Genomic DNA, 13231 nt, shown 5'->3' with positions numbered 1-13231 from the left:
TTTGGAGATAATTAATGCCTCAGTCTAATACAGTACTAAAGAATGTGGGTGGTTCCATCAGCGACCTTATCAAACAAGGTGGTGATGTTGCTGGCTCCCTTTCTAACGCCCAGCTTGCCAATTATGGTCCCGGTGCGGCTTCCGATTACATCAAGCAGAATGGTGGCCGTACTCTAACCATCTCTGGCACTCCCATTACTACGGGTACCGAGAGTGCGGCTTACACTGGCTTCACAGCTACCGCCACTGGTGGTGTTGGTACTAAGGTCTACGCTCTCGTAGGTACTTGGCCGGCTGCTATCACAATTAACACTGAAACAGGTGCAGTCTCCGGTACGTTCGGTGCTGCTGTATCTGGTGTTTACACAGGCCTTTCTGTCAAAGCTACCGATGCAAACGGTAACGTCACACAGCTTGCTAGTTTCACCCTCACGGTAGCTGACGCCTAACTAATAGTGCCCCTCACGCCTCTGACTCATGCGCACCCAGAGGGGTCACTTCCTTCTTCTTTCACAAGGACTAACATATATGGCTAGTTTTACACTCAGTGCGTCAGGCTCTACTGCCGCTCAGAGCTACACGGGCTACCGGGACGCTGGTGCTCTCCCTGAAGTAGGGGTTGTAGTCTCAGGAACCTTCGGTAGCGGTACGCTGACTATTCAATACTCTGTAGACGGTAGTACGTGGATTTCAGACACCGAACTCGTATTCACTGCTGCTGGTACAGGCTTCTTCAAACTTCCTTATGGAGTATTTTATCGTGCCACTCTCGCGGGTGCAACGACCCCAAGCTTGACCGTACACTTCCTCTAATACCAAGGAGCCTTCTATGCACGTTCTAAGCTACAAGGGTCTGGGGAACATGGCTTTGGGTGTCAAGGAGTTCTCGGGTGAATTCTTTCAGTCGGATGCTCCTATAGACCCCAACCTGATGGCTCCACTTTCTTGGGTAGCAGGTGCGGATACGACGCTATCTATTGCTGGTGGACGCGCAAGAGCGACAATCGGTGCTGGTAGTAATCCACGCATCTGGAAGCAGGTCGCAGGACTTACTAATGGGGCCACATACAAGCTGAATGGTCGTATGTACGTTGGAACCTGTTCCACGGTGAGGCTGCGTATCACACCAGACACTGGTTTACCCAATGGCAGCATTTATGAGTTGATTGACAGTGTTGACCACCTTTTCACCGAACAGACCTTCGTCATGTCGGGAACAGCGATGTTCATTGGCATTGTCGGGATATCCGGTGCGGCTGGTCAATACGTCGAGATAGACGATAACTTTTCCCTGACACTCGTCTAATAACTAACCTGACGAAGGAACTTATATGGATATCTTAAGCTTCAAGGGATTGGGGAATAAAGCCTTAGGTGTCAAAGACTTCTCCGGTAAGTTCTTTCAAACACCTTTCACATTTACTGACACCTTCACAGCCGCTAATGGTACTGCACTGACAGCACATACTGCTGATACTAGTGAAGTATGGGCCTTCGGTTTTGGGTCACTCCAGACTGCCCCTGCTCTAATCATAGACAACGGTGTATATTCTCCAGCGTCGACGACAAGAGAGTATAGGTCAGCTTGGGTACCACCGTCTGCGGACTATTACGCTGAAGGGGTATTCCAGCACTATACAACAATCTCCGATAATTTTGGTATCTGTGGTCGCTTTCAAGCCGATGCACAGACTTACTATCTCGCACACTGGTCCTCAACGGCTGGTGGCTGGAGACTTCTAAAATGTCTGGCTGGTACAGTCACCCAGGTAGGTTCATCACTTTACGCAGATACATTCACTTCTGGTTCTCGGAATGTCCGGCTCACGATGGAAGGTGCAACGATTAAAGTATCAATCGATGGTGTAGTTAGGATTACAGAGACAGATGCGAATATCACTCTAAAGGGGTCAACCGGTCTAAGGTGGGCAGCCGCACAAACATCTACCACTGGGCGTCATTGTATGTCCCTGACAGCAGACGTATTGTAACTCGCAACTCAACTGTCAAAAGGAGCAAAATGACGACAGATAAAGAGAATAGGGCGTATAGAGCAGACCAACTTTTGAACGACCCTATATTGGATGAAGCCTTTAAGAAGGCGGAAGATGATTCTTATAACGAATTACTGAGGCTCCCATTTTGGGCTTCAGATAAAAAGAGACGGATGCTGATAGACAGGATTAACACTATTAAGGGTGTTAAAGGCTATCTCCGTTCTGTCGTATTAAACGGCAAGAATACAAAGCGTACCGTCGCTTAAATAAGTTACGATGCAGATTATGCTCGTAGATAAAACTTACTCAAATTAATTGCGCAGCAAAACTAGGGACTCGATTTAGAGCACACCCATAATTGCTTTAGCTAAAACTTTTCAAAGGATATTTTATGACAACCGATAACAGCACCCCGCAAGGGACTGTAGGTTCTACCCCTACGTCTGACACCCTCCTTGATTCCTTCCTAGGTATTGATTCGCTTACTAAAGTAGCGGAGAAACACGATATGGAGGAAGAGGAAATCCTTAACTCTGTCGAAGATGACGAAGAGGAGGAAGACGAGGAAGTTTCTCCCGATGATGAAGATTCGGAAGAAGATGGTGACACTGAGGATGATTCCGAAGACGAGTCTCAGGACGATGAGGAAGAGCATTTTGCTGGCAATGACAGTAAGGTAACTCTACCGGATGGTTCTGTTACTACCGTCGGAGAATTGGTCCGTGGTAACCTCAGGGAGAAAGACTATACCCGCAAGACGCAGGAAATCGCAGCAAACCGTAAGGAGCTCGAAACCCGTCATGCGGCACTAGCGCAGCAGGAACAGGTACTAGACTTGGCACTAGAGATTACTCTGGCGTCAATTCCTGAAGAACCTTCCAACCAACTGCTTATGACTAATCCTATGGCGTATTGGCAGCATAAAGCCATATTCGACCAGCGGATGCAGGAAGTCGCAGGACTTATCCAGACTAAGCAGCAGATGTCGGAAGCTCAGGAAGCTCAGCAGACGCAAGCCTTTAGCCAGTGGGCAGAGGTAGAACGTGACCGAGCAGTCGAGTTGATGCCTGAACTGAGGAATAAAGAGGTCGTACAGCGGTTTAATAACGACATTATTGGAGCAGTATCAAAATATGGTTTTAACGAGGAAGACGTGGCCGGGATTTTCGACCATCGCTTTCTACTCCTCGCTAGAGACGTAATTGAATACCAGAAGATAATGGCTAACAAGCCCAAAGCAGTACAGAAGATGAAGGGTAAGCCTCCGCTTAGTCCAACGTCTAAGGGAAGCACTAATAAGCCTTCTATGCGTTCTGACCTAGACCGTCTGCGCAAATCGCAGGGTAAAGACACTGATGCCCTCGATAGAGTTTTGGATAAATTTCTCTAAGACTCAAACACCTTAATTTGTATCCCCTGAGATACTACTAACCAAATTTTCAAAAATATTTATATTAGAAGGAATTAATTATGGCACAGGTTACTGGTGCATTTGACACCTATGAAGCTGTAGGCAATCGCGAAGAGCTTGCTGAAGCTATCTACCTCATTACCCCTGAAGAAACCCCTCTGGCGACCTTGCTTGGTCGTGAGCCGGTCAAGTCGGTTCACCCTGAATGGCAGACGGATGTTCTTGCAACTCCGGGTTCAAACGCTGTTCTTGAAGGCAATGCTTGGGCATTCACCGAGTTCTCTGCAACGGCTCGCGTTGGTAACTACACTCAGATTTCTGAGAAGGTTATCTCGGTTACCCGTACCCAGGACAAGACGCTCAAGGCTGGCCGCAAGTCGGAACTGAAGCGTGAACTCCAGAAGAAGGGTAAGGAACTGAAGCGCGATATGGAGTTTGCTCTCCTGTCGAACGTCGCCTCGGTTGCTGGTGCTGCTGGTACGGCTCGTAAGCTTGGTGGCTTTGCTGCTTGGCTTGAGACGAACACTGACCGTGGTGCTACAGGCACCGATGGTGGATTCAACTCCGGTACGGGTATCGTTGATGCTGCTGGTGCTGGTACGCAACGTGCTTTTGCTAAGACGCAGCTTGATACTGTGTTGAAGGATGTGTTCGTTGCTGGTGGTAACCCTACCACTGTTATGCTTGCACCGTATGCTAAGACTGTATTCTCTGGCTTCTCTGGTATTGCGGAACTCCGCTCTAATCAGGGTCAGGGTAGTAAATCACAGCTTACTATCTTCGCTGGTGCTGACATGTATGTTTCGGACTTTGGCGTTCTTGATGTCATCCCGAACCGTGTAATGTCTTACAGCACTACTGTTGCTTCTAACGTCCTTGTCATTGACCCGGACAAGGCTGCTGTAGGTATCTTCGATGATATCCAGATGCACGAAGCTGCAAAGGTCGGTGATGCTGAGAATCGCGTTCTGAACGTCGAGTACACGCTCATTATGAAGAACGAAGCTGCTCACGGTGTTGTTGCTGATATCTTCGGTACTTCGACCAACAGCTAATCCTAGCTAAACTTCAGTCTAATTAACTGAAGCCAAGTCCTGAGGGGAGGGTGATAGCCCATCTCTCCCCCTAGGCACCCTTTTGTTTAGGCTATTTTTCAAAGGAATATTTTATGTCTATTTTGCTTGCTACCCCAACGGGTGACGAGAAGGTTTGTACTAACTATTTTACCTCGGTCACACGTCTTAAGCCTATGCCTGATATTATCACCTTGGCTTGTTCTCTCGTCACGATTGGCCGTAACGGTATCGTCTCCACCTTCATGAAAGGTGATTGGGAAACTCTAATGTTCGTTGACTCGGATGTTGGTTTCTCCCCTGACGAATTCAATCGAGTGACTAACACTGATTTCGACGTCTGTGCTGGTGTCTACGCTAAGCGTAAAGAAGGTGCTGGTTTCCCGGTACACGCTAGTCATGTGGGTAAAGTTGACGAAAACGGCTACGCGGAAACGCTATTCGCACCTACCGGATTTATGGCCATCAAACGTCCCGTATTCGAAAGGATGTTTGAAGCAGGTATGGGTAAGAGTGAAATCTTCGATACCTACTACGATAAACCACGTGACCACTACTACTCTGAAGACAACGCGTTCTGTCTCCGTTGGAGGTCCCTTGGTGGGAAAATCCATCTAGATACGACATGTAATCTGACCCACATGGGCACTAAAGATTACTCTGCAAATTTCAACGATTACCTTACTCGATACAGGGCTGACCCTGCTAGCGATTATGGGTTTGAGTCTCAGGCTAAAGTTCTGACCAAAGGAAAATAAATATGGCACGTCCTACGAATAACAAAGGGGTTAAGGAAATCATTCCCGATACTCCAAAACTAAAGCCTGTTGATGTTGTTACTACTGAAGCTGTCGAAATGCCTTTCCCGGTTAGGTTGAAAAGAAACTACTTCACCAACGATGGAAAACACACCAAAGACACGACTATTATTATCCCTATAAGTGAAGCTAGGCTCCTTGTGCAGAATGGAGTGGCTGAAGTAGATTTTGAGGAAGTGGTTAAGAGGTTTTATGGCTAAAGAGTCTCATTTAAATATTTCAAAAGATATTATTAAAAGCATGGACCTCGGCGCTCTACTTAGAACAGAGGTTATTTACGACGACGCATTCACCGGTACTCGTATTATCGAATATGAATTTGAGCTTGGTACGGTTCGCAAGACACAATGGTATGGTGCACAGAAGTTTATCGACGGGATAACGGAACTGCGTAACAACAACATTGGTAATAAGTTTAATGACGGTGAAGATAACGCTGTAGGGACGAAGGTTGCTTCTATTCCTATGCACATCTGGGCACGAGAAATCGCCCCACGTCAGAAAGACGGAAACCAAGAATCTCTCAAGAAGCTTTTGAACTCTGCTGATTTCGCCCCCTTCAGAACGAAAGAGGGCACCATTTAATTTCTAGGAAACACCTATGGCATTATCAACTTACACAGATATTCTGTCCGCTGTAGGGCAGTTCTCCTACGACAGACAAGACCTCATTACCTATGCACCGGACTTTATTGACCTCTGTGAGGCTGAGGTAAATCGGGTACTTCGCTGTCGTGAACAGCTTAAAATTGTCTCCCTAACTCCTGATATCGACGGTAGGGTAACACTTCCTACTGACTACCAAGAGTTCCGTAGCATCACGGCTCTGACTAACCCTCGGAGACGCCTCGATGCGGTTGTGCCAGGTACGGCTGAGGCAATGTACCCCATTCGGTACGCTGGATACCCAGAAGTCTTTGTTATTAACGATGACGATACGGCACAGGTACTCCCGCTGAATTCAAGTGATATTGAACTTCAATATTTCGCCAAGATTCCTGCTCTGTCTGAGTCCGCACCTACGAACTGGCTGCTTTCTAAGGCACCGACGGTATATCTGTACGGTACTCTGAAGCATGCAGCCATCTTTATTGGTGACGTAGAACGTCTGCCTATCTTTGGTGCACAGTTTTCTGACGCAGTTAAGACACTAGTTCAGGACGACCGTAAGGCCGTCTACGGACAAAGAACCATAGCTAAAGTCTCAGGACCAAATCCATAATTTATGTTATTTAAGGAAGTAATTGATGAGCCTTATTCAATTCGCTCAATTTGGGCCGGATAGAAGTGACTTTGACCCAAATTATACAAGCACTCTAGAGAACGTCCTTCCGGCTGCTGATAGCTTCCTACCGTTCCCCGGCTTCACTCCACTGACTAACGCACTTCCCGGTAGACCTCAAGGTACCTTCCTTGCTGTGCAGGGTAATGGTGTTTGGTTACCTATCGCCGCTACTGGAAACGCACTCTACAAGTTGAACTTTACTACACTCGGTTGGGATAACATCTCTGAACTTGAAGCAGATATTATTCTAACTGGTGATTTTGCAGCAGACGTTAATTGGACTAAAGACGCTCTTGTCACTATCTCAGCCGGTAAGGCACATTTCACGGCTGTTGCCAATACTAACGGACTTTCGCAGACTTTAGCATTGACCGCTGGTGTTACCTACAAAGTATCTTTTACAGTATCTAGCTATTCGGCTGGAGCAATTACTCCTACGCTAACCGGTGGTACTCCTGTAGCCGGGACGACAGTTAACGCAAACGGTACGTATGCGATGCACATCATCGCTGCGACTGGTAACACTGCCTTTAAGTTCATAGCTTCCTCTGGCCCTACGACACTCAATATTGATGATGTGAAAGTAGAGCCTCTGGCTCAGTACGGCACTCCTGCTGCAAACCGTTGGAGCTTTACTCAGTTTGGTGACTGGGTTGTCGCTACGAATGGCGTTGACCCTATTGTCTATTTCGACCTCGCTGACCCCACGGCAGTCTTCGTACAGTTGTCTCCTGATGCCCCACGGGCAAGGAACATCGATACAGTCGGTGACTTCATCTTCACGTCCTTTCTGGACACCCTCGGTGACAAAGCTGCTCAGTGGTCAGGCTTGAATGCCCCTCAACACTGGGAGCCACGTAAGCGTTCCGCTGACTTCCAAGTCTTTCCAGACGATGGTGAGATTATGGGTACGGCCTCTTTTGAGGACGGTATTGTTGTCTTCCACGAACACTGTATCCGTGAGGGTACTTTGGACCTGGCGACACCCCTAATTTTCCGGTTCCAGAAGACTGTTGAGCAACACGGTACCCACGCTAGAAACTCCATTATCTCAACGGGTGGTGGTACCTTCTATCTGTCTCAGGATGGCTTCTATAAGTACGCTACCCCTAATCCGATTAAGATTGGTGTGGAGCGGGTAGACCGCTTCTTCTTCGATGACTGTGACTTCAACGAGACGTATTACATCTATGGGTTTGAAGACCCGGCACGTGCTTGCGTCTATTGGGCTTATAGGTCTGTCGAAAACCAGAATGACCAGACGTTCGACCGTCTACTCGCTTACAACTACGGTATCGACCGTTGGAGCCTTATCAAGCCCGATACCATCCTGACGGCCATCTGTGACTCGGTTACCCCCGGCTACACATTGGAACTTCTCGATAACGTAGGTAACCTAGACGACCTTCCGTTCTCATTAGACTCTCGTGCTTGGTCTGGTTCTCTACCGGTCTTTGCTGCGTTTGACGATGACTATCGCCTAGGGTTCTTCTCCGGCGACCCTGTAGCAGCAAGACTTCAAACTGCTGATATCGCATTGAGTGAGGGTCGTAGAACTTACGTCAAAGGCTTTAGGCCACTGACTGACGCTACAACCACTTCTGGTCGAGTAGCTACCAAAGACTTCCCCGGACAACCTAGAAACTGGAAACAGTCCGCTAACAACTCAACTGTCACTGGCCTTATCCCAACTATAGCTTCAGGTCAGATGCATAGGTTCGAATTATCTATTCCTGCTGGTCAGAACTGGACACACGTCCACGGAGTTGAGCCTGAGGGACAACCAGAGGGACATCGATAATGAGTAATTTTGCTACTAATCAGTGTAGAAGTGTAGGTGCACACTTAACGACTACTTCAAACACGACCATATTTACGGCTGGTCAGTACACCTACTGTATCGGTATCCGCTGTGTAAACATTACTGGTACCGCTGCTACAGTGAGTATCACTTGGAATTCTACTGCGGCAGCCGATTCCTATAAATTGGTCCACCAACAATCAATACCCGGAAATCTCTATACCTACTTCCCTCTAGAGGGGTTGGTTTTAGCTGAGGGTGATACAATCAAGGTACAGGCCGGTACGTCCAATGCTATTGATGTCACATTGACTGTTGTTGAGTGGCCGGGACGGAGCGGTTAATGACTCTGACACTCAAGAACACACAACATATGACTACCGAAGAAATGGAACCACATTGGCCGGAAATAATCGCTTGCATTACTAAGTATTGCGATAAGTTCCCAGACGAAGAGACTGTAGAGCACGCTTTAGGTCAATGCTTCAGAGGTGAAAGGCAACTATGGCTTATCTTAGATGAGGAAAGCAAAGTTGTACTCACTCCTATTACAGAGATTATCACGCTAGCTAGCAATGGGAAAAAGATTCTCATGTACGCACAGGCTGGTGGCTCTCGAATAGAAGACGCTCTTCCTCTTATGTCCGAAATAGAAGAATGGGCTAAGCAGGAACATGGAGTAACACAAGCTCATTGGTGGGGCCGAAAAGGTTATAGAAAGCTCTTAGGCGATTACGGCTTTAACGAGTCAATCGTGGTATTTAAGAAAGATATTTAGATGTCAAAAACTAGTAAGACAACACAAGAGAATAAACCACCGAAGTGGGCTGAACCCCTTCTCAAGGAGGCTGCTGCTGAGGGTATGGACCTCTATAAGAGTGGTAATGGTTATAATCCATATACAGGACCAACTCGTGCTGGCTTCTCGGATGCATCCCTTGGTGGGATGAACAACGCTCTAGCTGCTACCGGTTATACTGGTCCTTCTGTCACTAATCAAACTTGGCAGAACAATCCCGCTATAGCTCAGGCTAGGCAGGTGATTGAACAGTTGAAAGCCAAAAGGGCCACAGCACAGCAACGTGCACCTAGGGTAGACCCTGAGTATGCATCGCGACTCCAAGCTCTCGAAGACCGTCTGGCAAAAGAGAAGTCTACGAGGCGCACTGCGGGAAATCACTAATGGCAAAGCTCAAGAGGGTCACAATAAAGAAGGTCGCTAAGGCAAAGGCCCCTAAGTTAGGGCCTAGTTCTCCGTCTGTCGGTCTTCTTAAGCACATCCATTCCAAACCAGACCTATCGCCTAATATGTGGGACAAGTCCAAGCATAGTTTTGGTGGTCCGAAAGGAAAATAAATATGGCAAATACTTCCGGTCAAAACAAGACTGCTGCCCAGAACTACAACACAGGCAATCCGGCTTGGGCCACTCCCGGTTCTACTCAATACAATAACATGAACCAACAGTTGCAGACTGCTCCTATTAATGCTGCTGCCCAGACGTTCCAGAACAATGGTATGACTCCGGGTGCTAAGACTGCTGCTGACGCTATGTTGGCTATGGGTCAGTCTGGTTCTAACCCTACGGTTGACCAAGGTGTTAATAACATCAATAGCACCATCCCTCTGTACCAGAATATAGCTGACAATGCACAGAACGTAGGTCCGATTGATACGTCTGCACTGGAACAGGACTTCGGTGATGTCTCTGCTGCAAATTGGCAGAACGTCTACGACAAGGCAGGTACTCCGGGTGCTGCACAGCAATACCTCTCTGGTACGGCTGCTGGTGATATGCTCCAGAATAATCCCTACATAGACAAGATGGTTTCTGATGCTCAGGAATCTGTGTTCGATGACACATCGCGTATGTTCGCTGCTGGTGGACGTTACGGTAGTGGGGCCAATCAGGGTGTTCTCGCAGATAGCTTAGCTAAGACGAGCAACGACCTCCGATACACTAACTACAATCAAGAACGTGACCGTCAGCTTCAGGCTGCTAACGCTATCTCTGGTGAACAGCAAGGGCGTCTTGGTATCCAAGGTAATGCTGCCGCTGGTGTAGCTGGTGTGGAAGGTACGAACATTGGTAACAATATTAATGTTGCTAATAGTTTGACTGGTTACAAGTCGCAAGACATTAACAACAAGCTTTCTGGCATGAACACCGCACTTAATGCTGCCGGTGGAATTGCAAACGCTGGTGCTAACACTGCTTCTATTGGTCAGAACCAATTCCGTGACAAGTTGGCCGCTCTCCAGGGGGCTGGTGGACTAGAGAACACGGGCTTCAGTAACGTCCTCGGTATGATTTCGGCTCTTCCGACTATCCAAGGGAACAAGACGTACGACGCTGACAAACAGGCTCAGATTGGTGGTCAGATTGACAACATGTCGCAGGGTCAGCTTGACGACCTTATCAACCAGTTCTCACAATACGATATGCAAGATTGGTCGAGACTTGGTGGACTTCTTTCGGCTGGTACACAGTCGGCTGGTAGTTACGGTACACAGTCGGGTAAGTCTAGTCAGCCTATGAATATCTTAGGTGCGCTAGGTACTTTGTTCTCCGGTACTAACTTTGCTTCTGACGAACGTCTTAAAAAGGATGTCAAGAAGGTAGGTAAGACTCCGGGCGGACATAACGTCTACGAATACGAAATGAATGACGAGAAGCCTAAAGGTAAAGTCGGCATCCTTGGTGTTATGGCACAGGAGGTCGAGAGGAAACAGCCTGAAGCGGTTGGTAAGTTCAAACACAAGGGTAAGTCCTATAAGTCTGTGGACTATAGCAAGCTTCGCTAATTGGAGAATATAATGGCTGGTATTTTTGATTTCCTTTTTGGCTCTGCCGAAGAGACTCCGAGACAAGCTAAGGTCAAGAAAACCTTAGAGTCTCAGAATGCTATAAGGGCTAAGAACAAAGCCGCTAGGGAAGAAGCTGAGAAGCAGAAAGCCTTTCGTGATAAGAAATCTACAGCCCTTCCGGTAATTGACCCTGAAGTCCTAGTACAGGAACAGGCAGGGAAGGGTCGTCCTATCGTGAATACACCTAGTGGTGGCTTCATGGCGGATATACCCCTCCTGAATGACTACCGTCAGTCTGAATCTCGTGCGGCTCGTGACTCAGGATTTGCTTATAGCAATAATCCTAAGGCTGAAGCAGCTAAGCGGATTATGGAAGAGGATGCTCTGTCGGAACAGATGGAGGAAGAGGAATTCCTTCGTTCTGCTAAACCCTACACGGCTGCTAACCCCAAGGCTAACGAAATTAAAGCAAAGGTTGATGCTGCTCGTGCTCGTAAAGAAAAGAACATTCAAGACCTAGCTACTCAGTTTGGTACCGCAATCGGTTCACAGACTCCTGTAGCTGAAGAGCCTAACATCTGGGACAAGGTTCTCGGTAATTTACCGGGGGCTGAATATACGAGGACTCCTGACGCTCCTAATGCTGGTAGGTTCGATAAGATGCAGAACATCCCTGATGTTGCTGCTCCTAACGCTGCCCCTCAGGCTCCTGCTTCCCCTGTTCCTACTAACCCTCACGAGCGTAGGTTCGATAAGATGCAGGATATTCCTGCTAACGATGCTCCTGCTACTACTGGGGCTGTCGATGATGACATTAATAACCTAATTCTTGGTGGTATCTTCGCTCCTTCCGGTACACAATTGCCCGAAGAGCAACGTCTGCGTCAGGAAGCTCTGACGAAACAAGATGGTCGATTCCCAGATGCTCCAAAGGTGACGGGTAACGAGAGTTTTACTCCTCAGTCGGATTACCTGGACAACGCACCACGTTTTCCGGCGGCTCCCAATGCTAGTGCTGAAAACCCCTTCAAGGAAGAAAAACAACCTTTCTTTGATTTCTCAGTCATCGGTGCTGCTCTTGCAAATCTGGACCCTAGGTTCCCGGACCAAGGTAATGCTCTCCTTCAACGGATAGACGCCAGACGGAAGCTCCAGATGGGTCAGAAAGAACTTATCGGTCAGCAAAGGGCTACTTACGATTGGCTCACTGGTCAGGGTATGAGTGCTGCTGAAGCTGAGGCTATGGCTCGAAACCCAGAACTACTCAAGGAGTTCATTGACCAGAAGAACGGTGGTGGCTCAGGTGGTGCTGGTGGTTATTTCGCAGGTATCGAACGGACAACCGACGCGAATGGTACCGTACACACTTGGCAAAGACGTAAGGATACTGGTGAATGGGAAGAAGTTAATCTCCCCGGTCAAACGGTACGTACTCCTGAGGAAGAAGAACGTCTTAAGCGTGAGGGTGGGGCCTATGGTAAGGGACAGGGTGAATCTCTGCTCGCTTTCGATAAGGTCAATAGTGACACGGGTGCAGCCCTAGGTGAATTGAATATCCTAGAGAGTCATCCGGGTATCGATAACTCCACAGGTCTGCTGGACGGTATGGCTAGTATGAACAATATTGCCGTTACCCCAGAAGGACGTGATTTCCTTTCGCGCGTCGATAAGGTTGTCAATGGTTCGTTCCTCACGGCGTTTAACTCTCTCCGTGGTGGTGGTCAGATTACTGAGGCAGAAGGTCAGAAAGCTCAGGGTGCTCTTCAGAGACTCCAGAACTACACCCTTTCGCCTAAGGATTGGCTACAGGCTCTAAACGAGTACAAGGCGGAGGTTTCTCGCCTGCATAAGATTGCTGCTCGTCGTGCATCAATGCCACCTGAACAGGCACGTCAAGATGCACTCAAGGCTGCTGAGAGTGGACCTACACCAACTAATATCCATGTATCTCCCGGCACTTCTGCTGCTCAGGGACAACCTACGGCTCCTCAAGCTGATGGGAAAACAAACTATAAAACCAAATACGGATTGGATTAATA

Annotated in this window: 13 protein-coding genes; all 13 read left to right on the top strand. The window is 48.0% G+C overall.

Translation table 11 applies throughout. The features are described from left to right. Positions 1-14: 14 nt before the first annotated feature. The 13 genes from CU103_RS12340 to CU103_RS12275 all read left to right on the top strand — a co-directional run bounded on the left by CU103_RS12340 (position 15) and on the right by CU103_RS12275 (position 13229). Entirely contained in the window at positions 15-449 is a 435-nt protein-coding gene (locus CU103_RS12340) for a hypothetical protein (protein ID WP_106664212.1), read from the top strand. Between the two features lie 380 nt (positions 450-829). Beyond that, positions 830-1306 (top strand): hypothetical protein, encoded by a 477-nt coding sequence (locus CU103_RS12335; protein ID WP_106664211.1) that lies wholly within the window; start codon positions 830-832, stop codon positions 1304-1306. A 714-nt stretch (positions 1307-2020) separates the two neighbouring features. Further along, a complete protein-coding gene (locus CU103_RS12330) occupies positions 2021-2263 on the top strand; it encodes a hypothetical protein (protein ID WP_106664210.1) in 243 nt (80 codons plus the stop codon). Between the two features lie 125 nt (positions 2264-2388). Next, the gene (locus tag CU103_RS12325; protein ID WP_146147787.1) at positions 2389-3387 is read left to right on the top strand and encodes a hypothetical protein; all 999 of its coding nucleotides are present in this window, start codon (positions 2389-2391) and stop codon (positions 3385-3387) included. A gap of 80 nt (positions 3388-3467) precedes the next feature. Beyond that, positions 3468-4463 carry a DUF5309 domain-containing protein gene (locus tag CU103_RS12320; protein ID WP_106664208.1) on the top strand — a complete coding sequence of 332 codons (996 nt, stop codon included), beginning with the start codon at positions 3468-3470 and terminating at the stop codon, positions 4461-4463. A gap of 113 nt (positions 4464-4576) precedes the next feature. Then, a complete protein-coding gene (locus tag CU103_RS12315; protein WP_106664207.1) occupies positions 4577-5239 on the top strand; it encodes a glycosyltransferase family 2 protein in 663 nt (220 codons plus the stop codon). Between the two features lie 2 nt (positions 5240-5241). Beyond that, on the top strand, positions 5242-5499 hold the full coding sequence (locus CU103_RS12310; protein WP_106664206.1) for a hypothetical protein: 258 nt from the start codon (positions 5242-5244) through the stop codon (positions 5497-5499). After that, positions 5492-5884, top strand: coding sequence for a hypothetical protein (locus CU103_RS12305; protein ID WP_106664205.1), 393 nt, complete (start codon positions 5492-5494; stop codon positions 5882-5884). Before CU103_RS12310 ends, CU103_RS12305 begins: the two co-directional genes overlap by 8 nt. Before the next feature lie 16 nt (positions 5885-5900). Next, a complete protein-coding gene (locus tag CU103_RS12300) occupies positions 5901-6521 on the top strand; it encodes a phage adaptor protein (RefSeq protein WP_106664204.1) in 621 nt (206 codons plus the stop codon). 25 nt (positions 6522-6546) lie between these two features. Further along, the gene (locus CU103_RS12295) at positions 6547-8385 is read left to right on the top strand and encodes a hypothetical protein (protein WP_106664203.1); all 1839 of its coding nucleotides are present in this window, start codon (positions 6547-6549) and stop codon (positions 8383-8385) included. Positions 8386-8728: 343 nt separating this feature from the next. Continuing rightward, positions 8729-9163 (top strand): hypothetical protein, encoded by a 435-nt coding sequence (locus CU103_RS12290; RefSeq protein ID WP_106664202.1) that lies wholly within the window; start codon positions 8729-8731, stop codon positions 9161-9163. A gap of 580 nt (positions 9164-9743) precedes the next feature. Beyond that, positions 9744-11189 carry a tail fiber domain-containing protein gene (locus CU103_RS12280; protein ID WP_106664200.1) on the top strand — a complete coding sequence of 482 codons (1446 nt, stop codon included), beginning with the start codon at positions 9744-9746 and terminating at the stop codon, positions 11187-11189. A 12-nt stretch (positions 11190-11201) separates the two neighbouring features. Beyond that, the gene (locus CU103_RS12275; RefSeq protein WP_106664199.1) at positions 11202-13229 is read left to right on the top strand and encodes a hypothetical protein; all 2028 of its coding nucleotides are present in this window, start codon (positions 11202-11204) and stop codon (positions 13227-13229) included. The last annotated feature ends 2 nt before the right edge of the window (positions 13230-13231 follow it).

The sequence above is a fragment of the Phyllobacterium sophorae genome (assembly GCF_003010965.1).
In the GTDB taxonomy this organism is placed as follows: domain Bacteria; phylum Pseudomonadota; class Alphaproteobacteria; order Rhizobiales; family Rhizobiaceae; genus Phyllobacterium; species Phyllobacterium sophorae.
This window is presented reverse-complemented; position numbering and strand designations above follow the sequence as displayed.

Bases quoted from the DNA above. Each gene is read 5' to 3' on its own strand.
- CU103_RS12310 (WP_106664206.1), top strand. From the start codon at position 5,242: ATGGCACGTCCTACGAATAACAAAGGGGTTAAGGAAATCATTCCCGAT.
- CU103_RS12300 (WP_106664204.1), top strand. From the start codon at position 5,901: ATGGCATTATCAACTTACACAGATATTCTGTCCGCTGTAGGGCAGTTC.
- CU103_RS12305 (WP_106664205.1), top strand. From the start codon at position 5,492: ATGGCTAAAGAGTCTCATTTAAATATTTCAAAAGATATTATTAAAAGC.
- CU103_RS12280 (WP_106664200.1), top strand. From the start codon at position 9,744: ATGGCAAATACTTCCGGTCAAAACAAGACTGCTGCCCAGAACTACAAC.
- CU103_RS12290 (WP_106664202.1), top strand. From the start codon at position 8,729: ATGACTCTGACACTCAAGAACACACAACATATGACTACCGAAGAAATG.
- CU103_RS12275 (WP_106664199.1), top strand. From the start codon at position 11,202: ATGGCTGGTATTTTTGATTTCCTTTTTGGCTCTGCCGAAGAGACTCCG.
- CU103_RS12335 (WP_106664211.1), top strand. From the start codon at position 830: ATGCACGTTCTAAGCTACAAGGGTCTGGGGAACATGGCTTTGGGTGTC.
- CU103_RS12330 (WP_106664210.1), top strand. From the start codon at position 2,021: ATGACGACAGATAAAGAGAATAGGGCGTATAGAGCAGACCAACTTTTG.
- CU103_RS12325 (WP_146147787.1), top strand. From the start codon at position 2,389: ATGACAACCGATAACAGCACCCCGCAAGGGACTGTAGGTTCTACCCCT.
- CU103_RS12320 (WP_106664208.1), top strand. From the start codon at position 3,468: ATGGCACAGGTTACTGGTGCATTTGACACCTATGAAGCTGTAGGCAAT.
- CU103_RS12295 (WP_106664203.1), top strand. From the start codon at position 6,547: ATGAGCCTTATTCAATTCGCTCAATTTGGGCCGGATAGAAGTGACTTT.
- CU103_RS12340 (WP_106664212.1), top strand. From the start codon at position 15: ATGCCTCAGTCTAATACAGTACTAAAGAATGTGGGTGGTTCCATCAGC.
- CU103_RS12315 (WP_106664207.1), top strand. From the start codon at position 4,577: ATGTCTATTTTGCTTGCTACCCCAACGGGTGACGAGAAGGTTTGTACT.